Origin of the sequence: Microbacterium sp. NPDC056569, assembly GCF_042793475.1 — a bacterium.
Lineage (GTDB): Bacteria > Actinomycetota > Actinomycetes > Actinomycetales > Microbacteriaceae > Microbacterium.
Genome location: NZ_JBHTUV010000003.1, coordinates 134,670 through 149,496, shown reverse-complemented (window position 1 = coordinate 149,496; position 14,827 = coordinate 134,670). Strand labels below are relative to the sequence as shown.

13 protein-coding genes and 1 tRNA gene are annotated in these 14,827 nt (G+C 70.9%); 2 read left to right on the top strand and 12 right to left on the bottom strand.

All coding sequences use genetic code 11. The features are described from left to right. Positions 1-3: 3 nt before the first annotated feature. From ACFQ7C_RS04975 to ACFQ7C_RS04960, 4 genes are read right to left on the bottom strand one after another with little or no spacing between them, the layout of a single operon-like run. Positions 4-1,398, bottom strand: a complete 1,395-nt coding sequence (locus tag ACFQ7C_RS04975; RefSeq protein WP_378898413.1) for an FtsW/RodA/SpoVE family cell cycle protein — start codon at positions 1,396-1,398, stop codon at positions 4-6. Continuing rightward, complete coding sequence (locus ACFQ7C_RS04970; RefSeq protein ID WP_378898412.1) at positions 1,395-2,633, bottom strand: PP2C family protein-serine/threonine phosphatase; 1,239 nt, start codon at positions 2,631-2,633, stop codon at positions 1,395-1,397. The genes ACFQ7C_RS04975 and ACFQ7C_RS04970 overlap by 4 nt, the downstream gene beginning before the upstream one ends. A gap of 18 nt (positions 2,634-2,651) precedes the next feature. Then, positions 2,652-3,185 (bottom strand): FHA domain-containing protein, encoded by a 534-nt coding sequence (locus ACFQ7C_RS04965; RefSeq protein ID WP_378898411.1) that lies wholly within the window; start codon positions 3,183-3,185, stop codon positions 2,652-2,654. Next, positions 3,182-3,925, bottom strand: coding sequence for an FhaA domain-containing protein (locus tag ACFQ7C_RS04960; protein ID WP_378898410.1), 744 nt, complete (start codon positions 3,923-3,925; stop codon positions 3,182-3,184). Before ACFQ7C_RS04960 ends, ACFQ7C_RS04965 begins: the two co-directional genes overlap by 4 nt. A 157-nt stretch (positions 3,926-4,082) precedes the next feature. Here ACFQ7C_RS04960 and ACFQ7C_RS04955 point away from each other — a divergent pair. Beyond that, a tRNA-Leu gene (locus ACFQ7C_RS04955) sits at positions 4,083-4,166 on the top strand. Between the two features lie 57 nt (positions 4,167-4,223). On the opposite strand, the gene ACFQ7C_RS04950 is transcribed toward ACFQ7C_RS04955, so the two are convergent. After that, positions 4,224-4,715: a GNAT family N-acetyltransferase gene (locus ACFQ7C_RS04950; RefSeq protein ID WP_378898409.1), complete on the bottom strand. Its 492-nt coding sequence runs from the start codon at positions 4,713-4,715 to the stop codon at positions 4,224-4,226. 46 nt (positions 4,716-4,761) lie between these two features. After that, on the bottom strand, positions 4,762-5,394 hold the full coding sequence (locus ACFQ7C_RS04945) for a GntR family transcriptional regulator (RefSeq protein ID WP_378898408.1): 633 nt from the start codon (positions 5,392-5,394) through the stop codon (positions 4,762-4,764). A gap of 371 nt (positions 5,395-5,765) precedes the next feature. Here ACFQ7C_RS04945 and ACFQ7C_RS04940 point away from each other — a divergent pair, with 371 nt between their 5' ends. Then, the gene (locus tag ACFQ7C_RS04940; RefSeq protein WP_109208752.1) at positions 5,766-5,972 is read left to right on the top strand and encodes a cold-shock protein; all 207 of its coding nucleotides are present in this window, start codon (positions 5,766-5,768) and stop codon (positions 5,970-5,972) included. Positions 5,973-6,093: 121 nt separating this feature from the next. On the opposite strand, the gene ACFQ7C_RS04935 is transcribed toward ACFQ7C_RS04940, so the two are convergent. From ACFQ7C_RS04935 to nucS, 6 genes are all read right to left on the bottom strand, one after another. Continuing rightward, complete coding sequence (locus tag ACFQ7C_RS04935) at positions 6,094-8,172, bottom strand: bifunctional lysylphosphatidylglycerol flippase/synthetase MprF (RefSeq protein WP_378898407.1); 2,079 nt, start codon at positions 8,170-8,172, stop codon at positions 6,094-6,096. 35 nt (positions 8,173-8,207) lie between these two features. Continuing rightward, positions 8,208-9,479 (bottom strand): hypothetical protein, encoded by a 1,272-nt coding sequence (locus tag ACFQ7C_RS04930; RefSeq protein WP_378898406.1) that lies wholly within the window; start codon positions 9,477-9,479, stop codon positions 8,208-8,210. Further along, positions 9,472-10,206 carry an HAD hydrolase-like protein gene (locus tag ACFQ7C_RS04925; RefSeq protein ID WP_378898405.1) on the bottom strand — a complete coding sequence of 245 codons (735 nt, stop codon included), beginning with the start codon at positions 10,204-10,206 and terminating at the stop codon, positions 9,472-9,474. Before ACFQ7C_RS04925 ends, ACFQ7C_RS04930 begins: the two co-directional genes overlap by 8 nt. 10 nt (positions 10,207-10,216) lie before the next feature. Then, on the bottom strand, positions 10,217-10,735 hold the full coding sequence (locus ACFQ7C_RS04920; protein WP_378898404.1) for a MarR family winged helix-turn-helix transcriptional regulator: 519 nt from the start codon (positions 10,733-10,735) through the stop codon (positions 10,217-10,219). A 35-nt stretch (positions 10,736-10,770) separates the two neighbouring features. Further along, a complete protein-coding gene (locus tag ACFQ7C_RS04915) occupies positions 10,771-13,707 on the bottom strand; it encodes a glycosyl hydrolase (protein ID WP_378898403.1) in 2,937 nt (978 codons plus the stop codon). A 241-nt stretch (positions 13,708-13,948) separates the two neighbouring features. Beyond that, a complete protein-coding gene (gene nucS, locus ACFQ7C_RS04910) occupies positions 13,949-14,644 on the bottom strand; it encodes an endonuclease NucS (protein WP_378898402.1) in 696 nt (231 codons plus the stop codon). Positions 14,645-14,827 lie beyond the last annotated feature (183 nt).

Below are 14,827 nucleotides of genomic sequence, written 5' to 3'. Positions count from 1 at the left end.
ATGTCAGCCGATCACCACCCGGGGACGGCTGCGGACGGCGTCGGAGATCCGCAGCAGGAGCGCCACGATGATCCAGTTCGCCACGAGGGACGAACCGCCGGCCGCGAGGAACGGGGTGGTGAGGCCCGTCAGCGGGATGAGACGGGTGACGCCGCCGACCATGATGAACACCTGGAGCGCGATCGTGAACGACAGGCCCGTCGCCAGGAGCTTGCCGAAGTCGTCCTGACCGGCCAGGCCGATGCGGATGCCGCGGCTGGTGAACACCATGTAGAGGCACAGGATCGCGAACACGCCGATCAGGCCCAGCTCCTCGCCGAGCGCGGGGAGGATGTAGTCGCTCTCCGCCACCGGCGTGAGGTAGGGGCGTCCCTGCCCGAGGCCGGTGCCGATGAGGCCGCCGTTCGCCATGCCGAACAGGCCGTTGACGAGCTGGAAGCTCGAGTTGTCCATCAGCTCGGGGTTGAACGCGTCGAGCCAGTTGTTGAACCGCGCGCCGACGTACGGCAGGATCCGTGACGCCAGGAACGCGCCCGACACCGCGAGCACGACGCCGATGAGCACCCAGCTGGTCTTGCCGGTGGCGACGTAGAGCATCGCGACGAACATGCCGAAGATGAGCACGCCGGTGCCGAGGTCGCGCTGCAGCACGATGATGCCGAGCGACACGAGCCAGATCACGAGCAGGGGTCCCAGCTCGCGGGCGCGCGGCCACGTCATGCCGAGGAAGCGCGTGCCCGTCGACGTCAGGCTCTCGCGCGTGCGCACGAGGTAGCCGGCGAAGAAGATCGCGAGTGCGATCTTGGCGAGCTCGCCGGGCTGGAACGTGAAGAAGCCGAGGTCGACCCACACGTCGGCGTTGCCGCCGCCGCTGAGGCCCGGGATCACCGGCAGGATCAGCAGGACGATGCCGACGAAGCCGAAGATGTAGGTATACCGGAACAGCACGCGGTAATTCTTCAGGAACATCACCACGAGGATCGCCGCGACCAGCGCGATCGCCGCCCACGCGAGCTGCCGCGTCGAGAAGGCGTCCCACCCGTGGCGCTCCCAGTAGAGGTCGAGCCGGTAGATCATCGCGAGGCCGAGCCCGGTGAGGAGCGTCGCGATCGGAACGACGAAGGGATCGGCTGCACGTGCACGCAGGCGCAGCAGGATATGGAGCGCGATCACGAGCGCGGTGAGCCCGCCGCAGTAGACGAGGAACGTCCAGTCGATGGCGTCCTGCGCGCCGAGCTGCACGAGCGCGATCGCCGAGGCGTTGATCGCGAACGCGAAGATCAGCAGCGCCAGCTCGCGGTTGCGCTGGGTCTGCGGCACGCGGATGCGCCGCAGCGCGCGCACCACCGCGGTGTCGGTCGAGACCGCGTCGGTCGGCGTGTTCGTGGCTGCGCTCATCCGCCGCCTCCCGCCAGGTCACTGATTCCCGAGACGATCTGGCGCGCGTGCGAGAGCGAGTTCGCCGAGATCGTCTGCTCCACCGTCGCACGGGCGAAGTCCGAGAGCGAATCGAGGGGGATCTCGGTGTCTTCGAAGGGGGTCGACAGTGAGATCGGTCCGATGCTCTGCTGCACGCCCTGGTAGATCACGACGGTGTCCTCGTCGGCGCCGACGTAGTACCGGGTCTGGGTCCACTGGTAGCCGATCCACGCGGCCCCGGCGATGATCACGAGGACGAGGGCGACGCCGGCGATCCAGCCGATGCGGCGGCGGCGGGCGCGGCGGCGGTCCTCCTCGATGAGCTCCTCGAGGAATTCCGGCGCGGGCTCGAAGTGCGTCGGCTCGTTCGCTGCCTGCCGGTTCGGGTGCAGCCAGCTCGAGCGCCGCGGCGCCGCCGCCGGCACCTCGACACCGACCGGGTTCGACGCCGAGCCCACGATGGTGGGCGTGCCGGAGAAGAGCGGATGCTGCCCGCCGACGTCGACGATGACGATCGTGACGTTGTCGGGGGCGCCGCCGTCGAGCGCCTGCTTGAGCAGGCTGTCGGCCGTGCGGCCTGGGGCGAGGCCCTGTCCGAGTGCCTTGGCGGTGTGCGGGTCGTCGACCACGCCCGACAGGCCGTCCGAGCAGAGCAGCCACCGGTCGCCCTGCTGCGTCGGCATGATGAACGTGTCGAGCTCGGGGTCGGTGTCCATGTCGCCGAGCACGCGCATGAGCACGGAGCGGCGGGGGTGGTAGCGCGCCTCCTCGGGCGTGATGCGGCCCGAGTCGACGAGGCGCTGGACGAACGTGTGGTCGGTCGTGATCTGCGTGAGTGCGCCGTCACGGTAGAGGTAGATGCGCGAGTCGCCGATGTGGGCGATGACGGCGTAGTCGTCGACCATGATCAGCGCGCTGACCGTGGTGCCCATGCCGGCGAGCTCGGGCCGTGCGCCGACCGTGTCCACCAGGTCGACGGCGGCGTCCGAGATCGCGTCGCGGAGCGCCCGCTCCGCCTCGGCCGTCGAGTCGTACGGGCGGTCCAGGCCCTCCAGGCGCGAGATCGCGAGGCTCGAGGCGACATCGCCGCCGGCGTGACCGCCCATGCCGTCGGCGACGACGAACAGGTTCGATCCGGCGTACCCGGAGTCCTGGTTGTTGGAGCGCACCTTGCCGGTGTGCGAGATCGCGGCGCTCGAGCCCTGGAAGACCATGTGCGAGGGGCCCGCCCGCTACTTCCGCAGCTCGAACGTCGTCGCGCCGACCTTGATCGGAGCGCCGAGGTTCACGGGGACCGGAGCCGTCACACGGGCACCGTCGTGCCACGTGCCGTTCGTCGAATCGAGGTCCTGGATCATCCACTGGTCGCCCCACAGCACGAGGCGCGCGTGGTGGCTCGACGTGTAGTCGTCGCGGATGACGAGGCCGGACTCGCTCGAGCGGCCGATCGTGAGCGGCTCGTTCCCCAGCGGGAGTTCGAGGCCGGTCTTGGGTCCGCTCGTGATGACGATGCGCGATGCCGTGGCGGTCGTCGCGGGTCCGCTCGGCTTCGGCGCGGGCGCGGAGCCCACCGGGGCGACGGGTGCGGTCGCCGACGCGGCGGAAGCGGATGCCGCGGGCGCGGCCGCTGCGGCGGCAGCATCCGGCATCCTCCTGACCTTCACGCCGAAGAGGTCGGCGCGCAGTGAGTAGATGACGGCGAAGACGAAGGCCCACAGCAGCACCAGGAACCCGATGCGCAGCAGCAGCAGGGTGAGCTCGCTCATGCCAGCGGGCCCCTCTCCTGCGCGTCGAACGCCCGGGTGGCATCGTCGACGGATGCTGCGCCCCTGGGTGTGCTCGCCTGCGCGACGACGCGGAACACGATGTCGGTGCGGCCGATGCGCACGGTGGAGTCGGGCGGGAGTGCCGCCTCGGTGACCTTGCTGCCGTCGAGCGTCGTGCCGTTCGTGGAGCCCAGGTCGCGCACCATGGCGCGCTCGCCGTCCCAGAGGATCTCGACGTGCTTGCGGCTGGTGCCCGAGTCGGCGACCGTGATGTCGGCGTCGCTGCCGCGGCCGATGACCGTGCGCGACTTCGTCAGCGGGATGCGGCGCCCCTCGACGTCGACGACGCCGCGCCACGATACGCGGCCGCCCTGTGCCGTCGAGGACTCGACGCGGAGGGTGCCGGTCGACAGCTCCTCGTCGCGGCGGATCGCGATCGTCACGGGACCGGCGAAGGAGTACCCCTGGGCCTTGGCATGCGCATGCACGAGCGTGTCGAGCTCGTGCAGGAGCGCGTCGCCGAGCGCCGAGATGCGGTCGTCGTCGGCGGGCGACAGACGCACCGTGAAGGTGTTCGGCGCGAGGATGCGGTCGCGGCTGACGACGGCCGCCTTCTTGTCGAGTTCGCTGCGCAGGGCCGATGCGATCTCGACAGGCTGGATGCCGCTGCGGAAGGTCTTGGCGAACGCGCTGTTGACTGCGCGCTCCAGACCTTTCTCGAAGCTGTCAAGTAGTCCCACGGAGCTCCTCTTGAGGGGGGTGCCGGTTGCTACATGCTAATTGCACAGGCTGTACCCGTGATGGATCGCGCCCCCGGACGGGTGAGTTCGGAAGGGGCCGCGACGCATGATATCCTCGGGAAGTTGAGTTTCGCGGGATCTGAAGATCCTGCGACTCGCGCGAGTGGCGGAATAGGCAGACGCGCTGGCTTCAGGTGCCAGTGCCCGAAAGGGCGTGGGGGTTCAACTCCCCCCTCGCGCACAGCGCAGAAGAGGACTCCCGAGAGGGGGTCCTCTTCTTTTCTTCACCGGTTGCGGCTCAGGCGCCGTCGAGGGCCGGCGGGAGTGTGAAGACGATCTCCTCGATCTCGCGGCCCACGCCGGGGGCGAAGTCGACGTTGCGCGACACCTCGGTGAAGCCGACCTTGGTGAGCACGGCGATCGAGGCGGCGTTGTGGGCGGCGACCCGGGCGAACAGCGGGCGGAGGGGCTCGCGCGAGATCAGCCGGCGCAGGGCCTCGGTCGCGACGCCACGCCCCCACGCGTGGCGGGCGATCCAATAGGTGACCTCGCGGTCTCCGTCGATGGTGAACGTGGCCGCCGTGCCCGCGAATCCGCCGTTCTCGGTGACCACGAACGAGAGCACGTCGTGCGAGGTGCGCTGCCGTTCGATCCACGCGTCGAACGCCGCGCGGTCGTCGGGGTCCTCGGCGGTGAACGCGGCCATCGCGATCGCCTCGCGGTCGCGCATCATCTCGAAGACGGCGTCGAGGTCGTCGTCGTCCAGGGGCCGCAGATCGATGTGGTTCACGCGTTTCACGCTAGCCGCGGCATCCGTGCCCAGAAAGGGCGGGATCTCAGTTCAGGCCGTGGATGCTGCGCAACAGCGCCTCGGCGCGATCGGCGTCGCGGGCGACGAAGGCGTCGCGGAACTCCTCGTAGGCGGCGGTGCGGCCGATGGGGCACGCGATGAAGGGACGCCAGCCGACCATGTCGCGTCGGATCGCGAACTCGTATTCGCGGACGAACTGCAGCAGGGCGAAGTTGCCGCTCGCGCGGGTGACGACGGAGAAGAAGCTGTGACTGGCCACGGCGAGGGCCTCGGGCTCGTCCGCGCGCGACGCCGCGATGACCTCGTCGAGCCGCTCCAGCGCGTGTTCGAGGGCGTCGGCGTCCGCGCGCGCCGACGCCATGCGCACCGCCAGCCCCATGTTGAAGGCGACGAGCTCGACGGTGTCGTTCTGCTGGTTGGGGTGCGACACGCGCGTATAGCGGTGCGGCGACACCTCGACCAGGCCGGCCCGCTCCAGGCGCTGCAGGGCCTCTCGCACCGGAGTGCGGGACACGCCGAGCCACTCGGCCAGCTCCTGGTCGCGCAGGCGCTCGCCGGGGGCCAGGCGGCCGTCCAGGATCGCCTCGCCCAGGCGGGCGTACACCTCGTCTCCGAGCACGGCGCGGCTCGGCTCAAGCGGGACGAAGGGGGCAGTCATGAGTGGCACCAGTGTACGCCGGAGGATTCACGTGCATAGACCCTCTTGAGCGGGCCTTGAGGCGGACTCCTCCGGCGTGGGCGGAGACCGCCGGAGATGCGGAAACCTTGAGGAACGGCGCTCGCTCTCGCGGTGATATATCGGTACGATGATGCCTGTCCACGTTACGACGTGGCCTATCCGGGGGGATCCGTCGACGCCCGGGCTTTCGAGCGAAGCTCAGCCCGGGCGGACGATGGGCCCTGGACTCCGCAGGTTCCTGTGCAACATTTGTGTCACCTTCGCAACAGGGTCTCGCCGCGCGCCCGCCTCTTCACTACGTTGGATGCAATCGCCGCAATCGCGACGAGATCAACGAAGAACGGCAAGTAATGAGCACGCAGGGCACCGTCAAGTGGTTCAACTCGGAGAAGGGTTTCGGCTTCATCGCTCCCGATGAGGGTGGCGCAGACGTCTTCGCGCACTACAGCGCAATCCAGTCGGGTGGATACCGCTCTCTCGAGGAGAACCAGCGCGTCGAGTTCGAGATCGCGCAGGGACCCAAGGGCCTCCAGGCCGAGAACATCCGCCCGCTCTGAGCGGCGGATCGATCGCTTCACGCGGTCGAAGCCGCGGTATCCCTCCCACGGGTGGGTGCCGCGGCTTCGTCGCGCGCGGCCGACGCGCGGCAGTGACCCGGTCGCGAGCGACGGGGCCGGCTCAGTCGCGCTCGCCCCGGACGAGTTCGAGTCCCGCCCCGGCGAACTGACGCAGCGTCGCGTCGGGCAGGAACGCCCGCGTGAGCGCGCCGCCGATCCGGGTGAGGTCGCTCTCGTCGCGGAACAGCAGGTACATGGTCTCGTACCGCGGGTGGAATTTCTCCTTGAAGCGGTGCAGCGACTGGAACCCGTAGACGGGTTCGAGCGCGTCGGCGAGCTTGTCGCTGAGGGCGGCGATCATGCCGGCATCCGGCGGGTAGTCGTGCGCCAGCGGCGCGCCCGACAGCGACATGATCTCTGCGCCCTCGTCGGAGAAGAGCCGCGCGGACGATCCGATGAGGAACTCCATCACCGGGCCGAAGCCGCCCTCGCGGCGCCTCATGAGATCGAGTGTCCAGCCGCGCGGGGTGCCGTCCTCGCCGTACACCGGCAGCCACGACAGGAACCCGTCGATGTCGCCGTTCGGCGCGACGGCCAGAGCCAGGCGCACCTCCGGATCCTCCGCCTCGACCAGTGTGCCGAGGGTGAACCCCATCTCGGGCAGGCCCTTGTCGCCGACCCACATCTCCGAGATCCCCCGCAGCTGCTGCTGCACGCCCCATGACTCGTCCTTCAGGCGGGTCATCCGGAACGTCATGTCCTCGCGACCGGCTCGGTTGAGCGACGAGCGCACCGAGTTCCACCGCTTGCCGGTGAATTCGAGGCCGGGCAGGTCGACGATCGTGTCGTCGGCGACGACCAGGCTGCGCCAGGACGCCGGCACCGCGGCTCGCGTGGCCTCGTCGGCGCTGAAGAAGCACGGGATGAGTCCCGCCCGCTCGGCGTCGTGGATGAATTCCCGGACGGATGCCGCACGCGACGCCGCCGGACCGATCGGGTCCGCGAGGGCAAGCGCCACACCCGCACGTCGCTGGTACGCGACGATGCTGTCGGTCGTCCGGGCGTAGGTGTTCCCCTCCCAGGTCGTCATCCACGAGAGTGTGCCGCCGCCGTGGGCGTGCAGCATCCGTTTCACGTCTTCGACACCCGGATGCGGCTCCTGGCCGATGCGCGACCTGCGTCGAGCGCGGAAGGCGTGGCGCACCCAGATCAGGTACACGAGCATCAGGAGCCACATCGCGCCGCTCGCCAGCGACAGCTCGGTCTCGCCGTCGATCGTCGCCTCCACCTGAGCCTCGGAGGCGATGATGATGACCGTCGCGACGAGGAGGGCGGTCAGGATGTTGAACACCGCCAGGATGACGGCGAGCATCCACGCCCAGCGGCGTCCGCGCCGGAGACCGTTGGCGATGATCACGATGATGATCACGTCGATCAAGAAGTCCCAGAAGCCGCCCGAGGCGGGTTCGGTCTGTCCGAACGGACCGTCCGTCGGAACGAGGATCGTGATCACCTCCACGGCGCCGAGCACGAGCACCGAGATGAACGCGATGAGCCGCTGCTCGCGCATCGTGGTGCGCTGGACGCGCAGCGACCGGTCGACGAACAGCACGAGGAGCACGGCGAGCAGGTGCTCGAGGTCGGCGAGCGTGCCCCAGAAGAGCATCGCGACGAACACGAAGCCGAGCAGCACGAGCCATGCGCGCACGCGCCAGGGGCTGCGCAGCAGGCCGACGGCGGCGGCGATGCAGGCCAGGCTGCCGCCCGACGGGCCGACGTCCAAGGCCGCCGCCTGGCTCTGGGCCCAGTTCCACGTTGGGATCGCGGAGCACCCCCACAGCACGAGCGCGGTCGCGAAGATCGCGAAGAGCTGCCCGACCCAGTAGTAGGCGAGGGCGAGGCGCGAGCCGCGCCGGAACTCGAGGTACGCCATGCCGACGAAGCTCGCGAGCGTGAACGCGTAGACCCACGGCGCGTTGACGAAGAACGTGCCGGTGACAGGCGTCCACCATCGCCCCGCCTCGAGGGCGGGAAGCCCGTAGGCGACCGTCTCGAACAGGTCGGAATCCTCGAACGGCCGCCACAGCCCCTGCCAGACGAGGCCGGCCACCAGGAGGAGGGCGATCATCGTCAGCGTCGCCGGGATCCGCGCCATCCCGGCGAGCACGCGGTTCGGTCTCTGAGTCGCCCCGTCGCTCATGCGTTCAGGGTAGCGGTGGGCCTGTCCGCTGTCCCTTATCCGAGGGGCTCGGGCGCGCGGGTGTAGTCCGCGAGGGCCTTCGCATCCTCGGCGTCGCGCATCGCACGGCGGGCGGCGTCGAGCGCGGCCACGGGGTCCTGTGCCTGCCGGGCGGTGGCGAGCTCGCGCTGGGCGGACATCAGCCGGGAGCGCGCGTCGGCGCCGGCACGGGAGCGGGAGACGGATGCCTCGGCCTGCGCCAGTGCGCCGCGTGCGGCGGCGAGGGTGCCCGGCAGGGCGGTGCGCGCGCCGCGCAAGCGCTGCTGCGAGGTGCGGGCGTCGCCGAGGGCGAGGTCGAGCCGACCGCGCAGGCGCGCGATCGCCTCGACCGTGCGCGTGGGGCGGCGCGCAGCATCCGTCTCGACGCGGTTCAGCTCGGTCTCGATGGCGTGCAGCTCCGCGCCGAGCCGTGCGGCGTCGTCGGCGTCGAGGTGCTCGCGCGTGACCGACGCCTGGCGCAGGGCGGTGCGCGCGGAGGCGATCTCGTCGGGAACCGCCTGGGCCGCCTGCAGCACGAGCCGGTGCGTCTCCTCGAGGTTGCGGGAGTCGGCCTCGGCCTGACGCAGCGCCCGTTCGGCGGCGGCGAGGTCGGGGAGGGCGCTGAGGGACGGGTCGGCGGCGCGGGTCGCGGCGGCGTCGAGGTGGCGTTCGGCGGCGGCGATCTCCGAGAGCGCCGCGTGCGCGGAGCGCGAGGCTTCCCGCCACTCCTCCTCGGCGAAGCGGGACGACAGCTCGGCGACGAGTGCGGCGGGGTCCCCCATCGACGCGGTGAGCACGGCGAGGCGCCTTCGCGCCGCGTCGATCTGCCCGGCGGCGGACACGTTCGCCGTGACCCATGCGCCGTGCTCCCTGCGGGCGGCGGCGACCGTCGCGAGCGCCTCGCCGGCATGGCGCTCGATGCGCGCCGACACGCGCCGGACTTCGTCAGGAGCGACAGCGGGATCGCTGATCGTGCGGTAGTCCTCGAAGGCGTCGTCGCGGACATGCTGCGCGGTGAGCCGTGCGCGCCGCAGGGACGCCGGGGCGTTGCCGCCGTAGAGCGCGCCCGAGAGCCCGACCTCGAGGTCGAGTTCGTCGACCTCGTCGTCGAGCCGCACCAGCGTCGCACCGGCCTTGGCGCGCGACTGCTCGGCGGCGGCACGCGCCCGGGGGGAGCGCCGCGCGCGGCGCACGGCCCACACGAGGACGGCGACGGCGATCGCCGTCACACCGAACACGACCAGGGCCGGCACCAGCCACCCCAGGATCGCGGCGGCGAGCTCAGGCATCGGCGACCCCGGCGGCAGCTCCGGCGGGCGCCGCGTCGGACACACCGTCGGCGTACTCGCCGAACAGCAGCAGCGCGCGGAGCTGGTCGACGTCGTCGACGACGGCCTGTGCGCCTTCCGACTCGTGCGGCCAGCTGAAGCCCCACCGCACGAAGATTACGGGCACGCCCCGCTCGGCGCCGCCCTCGACGTCGTGGTGGCGGTCGCCGACGAGCACCGGACGGCTGGTGTCGACGCCCGCCGCGGCGAGTCGGCGCAGCGCCTCGGCCACGATGTCGGACTTCGCGCTGAGCGTCTTCTCATCAGCGGTCGCACCGACGATCGCGGTGAGCGACGTCGAGAGGTCGAAGTGGTCCATGAGGGCGACGACCTGCACCTCGGGCTTCGAGCTGGCCGTGGCCTGCGGGATGCCGGCGGCCGCGACATCCGTGATCAGCTCTCCCATTCCGGGGAAGAGCTTGGCGCCGGTCGCGTACCCGTCCGTCTTGTTGAGGCCGCGGTAGAAGGCGACGGCCTCGGCGGACTCTTCGGGCGTCATGCCCACGTTCACCTGGAACGACTGGTACATCGGCGGGCCGATCCAGTGCACGAGCTCCGCGCGCGTCGGCGGTCGCTTGCCGAAGTGCTCGAGGGCGATCGTGAGGCGGCGGAGGATGCCGTCGGACGCATCGACGATCGTTCCGTCGACGTCCCACAGCACACAGGTCCACGGCGATCGGGTCGGCATAGGGTCCAGCCTATGCGGAGCCGGACCGCCGCTCCGAGACGGACCGGTGCACGCGGGCGAGCCGCGCCATCATGCGGCGCAGATCCTCGATCTCGGAGGGAGACCAGTCGGCCAGGAGCGTCCGCATGTTCGTCTCGGCGGTCGACATGATGCGCTCGCCGATCGCGCGCCCTTCTCCGGTCAGTGCGACGAGCACGCCGCGATCGTCGTCGGGCGCGGGGACGCGCACGACGAGCCCGGCGCTCACCAGGCGCCCGACGATCTTGCTCATGTTGGTCGCCGTCATGCCGAGCGCGAGCGAGAGGTCGACGGGCCGCATCGCCCCGTTGTACGACAGCTGGTTCACGACGAGGAACATGCCCATGTCGTCGGCCGGGAACGCGACCCGGGCCATGACGTCGCGCCGCACGCCGGTGCTGTCGGCCCAGTGCACGATCGACGCGAGCGACAGCCGCAGGTCGAGCGGGTCGGGCGCGATGACGGGGCTCAGATCTGCGGAGGCGTCGGTGTCGACGTCACCTCGGGCCATCGCCTTCTCGTTCCTCTCTCGTCCGGGGTCCGCGGTCACCCCTCGCGCAGCAGGCGCACCGGGCCGAGGAGACCGTATCGCCGCACGATCGCGTGCTGCATCCGCTGCTCGCCGGTGAGGTCCGCCCCGATGTCGCGGATGCCGTCATAGTATCCGCGGGCACGCAGCCGGTTGTTGAGCGAGCTCGAGACGCGGACGGTGATCGCGTTGTCGCCGGGACGGATGCTGCCGCTCACGTCGACGACCGGGTGCGCGGTGTCGAAGCCGCGGGCCGGGCCGTCGCCGACGCGCACCGCGCCGAGCCCGCCGCCGGTGGAGCCGAGATCGAGGAGGTATCGCGCCCCGTCGGCGACCTCCGGCACGGAGATGATCGCGCGGTATTCGCCCACACCGGAGACGTCGGCACCGACCGCCGCGATCTCCGACCACGGGGCGAGCTCGACCTCGCCGGCGTCGAGGCGCGTCACCGCGGTCGTCGGGCGCACCTCGCGTGAGACGTACCCGAGACCCCGGTCCTCCTCCAGCACCTCGGGCTCGCCGGCGTCCCAGCTCTCGACGACGAGGCGCCATACCTCGGCTCGCGCGACCTCGGCGACGGCGGGCGGGGTCGAGGGGGCAGCATCCGCAGTCCTGTCGAGCACCACGATCGCGGTCTCGCCCGGAGCGAGGGTGAGCTCGACGACGGTGCGGTCGCCGACGGCGCGTGCGCCGCGGTGAGGACGCAGCTCGCCGGTCCAGGCGTCGAGGCGGTGCACCGCGCCGGTGCCCTCGAGCGCGATGCGCACCGTCGTGGGCTCGGTCGTCTCGTACAGGAAGTGGTAGGCGTAGAGCACGGTGAGGTCGTCGTCCTCGCGCAGGTGGGTCAGCACGTGCGTGTCGTCGGTCTCGAAGCGCGCCCGACCGCTCGCGCCCAGCTCGTCGAGGGCGGCGACGACGCCGGACGGAGCGGCGACGCGGACCCCCGGCATCCGTCGCAGTTCCGCCATCGTCGCCGCGAGCTCGTCGTCGCGGCCGTCGAGACCGGGAGTGGCGGATGCTGCGACCTCGTGCGTGCGGAACCGGCCGGCCGACAGCGACTCGAGCTCACGGGCGCCGTCGACGATGACGAGGCGCAGCCCGCGTTGCGCCCAGGCGAGCAGGTGCGCGGCGACGTCGGGGTCGAGGGTCTGCTGGTACACGACGAGCGCACGGTAGCCCGGACCGCCCGGCTGCACCTCGTCGCCGTCGAAGGAGACGTCGTCGCGCAGCAGCAGCGAGCCGTCGAAGAACTCGTAGGTGATGCCGGCGTCCTGCATGCCGAGGTCCTGCCACCAGTGGTTCTCGCGGTCGCGCATCCACATCGTGCCGTACGCGACCTCGTCGGGGATGCGCTCGCCGCCGGGGCCGACGAGGGTGACGCCGATGAGGTTGTCGGTGAAGTGGTCGGTGCGGAGGATCCCGACGTCGATCCGCGGTCGGCCCTGACGCAGGGCGTACTGGAGGCGGCCGATCGCGGCGGTCCAGAGCGGGTAGAACTCGGAGCCCGGCTGACGGGTGTCGAACCGCTCGGAGAACATCGGCCACATGCCCTCGTGGCCGGGCCACTCGGTGACGCCCTCGGCGCCGGCAGGACTCGCCCATCCGTGGAGGACCGTCTTGGTGATGCCGGCCGCCAGCTGGGTCGCGATGATCTGGTCGTAGAAGCGGTGGTCGAGCATGTGGTTGCGCGTCGTGGCACCGGTCTCGGACGAGTACTGCTTGCCGAAGAGGTGCGCGGGCCCGGCCATCAGCCGGTACGCGTCGATCTGCGCGCCGAACTCGAGCGACTCCGTCTCGATGCCGTCGACCTCGGGACCGGGCCGGGTCAGCTCGAACGGCAGTCCGTAGCTGATCTCGGCGCGCAGCGTCATGCCGACGCCGTGCAGGAACTCCGCGAACGGCCGCAGCATGTTCTCGATGTAGAGGTCGGTGAAGGTGACGACGAGGTCGTGGCGCACCTTGTCGACCGTGACGCGGTCGGCGGCGTCGGCAGGCTGGTGGTGGTAGGTCGTCGAGACCGCCATGAACGGGACATCCCGCGTGAGGAACGGCAGCCACGGCACCACGTCGTAGCCGCGGCGTGCGCGGAACTCGTCGACGACGGTGTGGCCCCAGAACAGCCCGCCCGCGCCGAACGTCGACAGCTCCAGGGAGTCCATGTACATCTGCGCGCGGGGGTTCTGCGCGATCTGCGCTCGCAGCTCGGGCGTGAGCACGACCTCGTCCCAGTACGCGATGACGGCGTCGACACCGTCCCGGTCGATGTAGTTGACGGTGTAGTTGACGGATGCCGAGGGCTCCGCGGTCTGGCCGGTCCCGTGCAGCCAGTAGAAGAAGAGGCGCCAATCGCCGTCGCCGTCCGGCGCCGTCCACTCCAGCGCGTCGCCTTGGACGGATGCCGTCAGCTCGGTGAGCGAGGAGGCATCCAGCACTCCCGCTTCGGCGTCGACCACGCGGGCCGCGACCACGGCCACGAGATGCTGGTCGCGGATCGTGCCGCGCCCGCCCGGAAGATGGCGCGCGGCGGCGGGGGCCGCGAGGTCGATGCGCGGGAGCGGCCCGGAGCGCCGCGCGCCGGGCGCGAGCGCCTCCGACGCGACGTCGAGCTCCTGCGCGGCGGCGCGGTCGTCGGGTGTGATCGTCGGCAGGTTCGCGTTCGACCAGTTGGTGCCCGATGTGAAGCTCACCGACATGCCGCGGCGCGTGGTCTCCTCGACCACGACCTGCGAGTCGTGGACCCACTCCTCCGACCCCCAGCCGTAGCGCGCGTGGTCGATCGCACCCTCGTCCATCGCCAGGAACTCCATGCCGCCGAAGCCGAGGCGGTGGGCGTCGTCGATCTCGCGGCGCAGCGTCGCGTCGCTGTGCAGCCCTTCGGCGAGCCACCAGCGCAGCTCGGGGCGGAATTCGATGGCGGGTTCGGCGATCTCACGCCGGAAGTCGTCGAGCGTCATTGCTGCAGCATCCGTTTCGGGTCTTTTACTGTCGTCCGGACAGTATGTACCGTCCCCAGGACACGACACAAGCCCTCGTCCCGACCCCAGCCTTCGCCCTCAGCCCCCGCCCCGGCTCCCAGGGGCCGCGAGGGTTCTCCTGGTGGACGAGAGGGTGGTTGCCTCCCTACCTCTCGGCGACCAGCTGCACTCTCGCCGGGTCGGGAGGGCGCCGGTCGCGGGACGGGGGCGCGAAGGCCTGCTAGAAGAGGCGCGGGGCGCCGGACTCGATGCCCTTCATACCCTCGTAGTCGAGGATGACGCAACGGATGCCGCGGTCCGCGGCGAGCACCTTGGCCTGGGGCTTGATCTCCTGGGCGGCGAAGACGCCGGTGACCGGGGCGAGGTGCGGGTCGCGCCCCAGCAGCTCGAGGTAGCGGGTGAGCTGCTCGACGCCGTCGATGTCGCCTCGGCGCTTCACCTCGACGGCGATCGTGCCGCCCTCGGGATCGCGCAGCAACAGGTCGACCGGGCCGATCGCGGTCGGGAACTCGCGGCGCACGAGCGTCAGATTCTCGCCGATGACGTCGACCTGCTCGGCGAGGAGGCGCTGGAGATCCGCCTCGACGCCGTCCTTCTGCAGCCCCGGGTCGAGGCCGAGCTCGTGCGACGAGTCGTGGATGACCTCGTAGATGCGCACGAGCAGCGCGTCCCCCGTCTTCGCGTGGGTCACGCGCCAGTGCTCGAGCACCCCGGCGGACGCGGACTCCTCGTCGGGAACCTCGACGTCGAGCCGGCAGGGCGGGCTCATCCAGTTGAGCGGCTTGTACGAGCCGCCGTCGGAGTGCACCAGCAGCGACCCGTCGCCCTTGTGCACGAGCAGGCGGGTGGCGAGGGGCAGGTGGGCGTTGAGCCGCCCGGTGTAGTCGACGGAGCAGCGGGCGATGACGAGACGCACCCGAAGAGCCTAGCCCGGGGCCGGTCGCACGACGCCGGATCCGTCGTGTGCGGCGGTGCCACCGGGGCGGGCCGCCACAGCTTGCCCGCAGGCTCGTCGGATAGCCTTTGCCCTGTTTGCCTGCGGTTTGTCGCGGGCCCCCTGACCCCGGCCCCCCACGCCGCCCTTTCGTCCGGAGAAGAA

Coding starts and splice junctions, on each gene's coding strand:
- ACFQ7C_RS04975 (WP_378898413.1), bottom strand. CDS start 1,398: ATGAGCGCAGCCACGAACACGCCGACCGACGCGGTCTCGACCGACACC.
- ACFQ7C_RS04915 (WP_378898403.1), bottom strand. CDS start 13,707: ATGACGCTCGACGACTTCCGGCGTGAGATCGCCGAACCCGCCATCGAA.
- ACFQ7C_RS04945 (WP_378898408.1), bottom strand. CDS start 5,394: ATGACTGCCCCCTTCGTCCCGCTTGAGCCGAGCCGCGCCGTGCTCGGA.
- ACFQ7C_RS04970 (WP_378898412.1), bottom strand. CDS start 2,633: ATGGTCTTCCAGGGCTCGAGCGCCGCGATCTCGCACACCGGCAAGGTG.
- ACFQ7C_RS04925 (WP_378898405.1), bottom strand. CDS start 10,206: ATGCCGACCCGATCGCCGTGGACCTGTGTGCTGTGGGACGTCGACGGA.
- ACFQ7C_RS04965 (WP_378898411.1), bottom strand. CDS start 3,185: ATGAGCGAGCTCACCCTGCTGCTGCTGCGCATCGGGTTCCTGGTGCTG.
- ACFQ7C_RS04935 (WP_378898407.1), bottom strand. CDS start 8,172: ATGAGCGACGGGGCGACTCAGAGACCGAACCGCGTGCTCGCCGGGATG.
- ACFQ7C_RS04920 (WP_378898404.1), bottom strand. CDS start 10,735: ATGGCCCGAGGTGACGTCGACACCGACGCCTCCGCAGATCTGAGCCCC.
- ACFQ7C_RS04930 (WP_378898406.1), bottom strand. CDS start 9,479: ATGCCTGAGCTCGCCGCCGCGATCCTGGGGTGGCTGGTGCCGGCCCTG.
- ACFQ7C_RS04940 (WP_109208752.1), top strand. CDS start 5,766: ATGAGCACGCAGGGCACCGTCAAGTGGTTCAACTCGGAGAAGGGTTTC.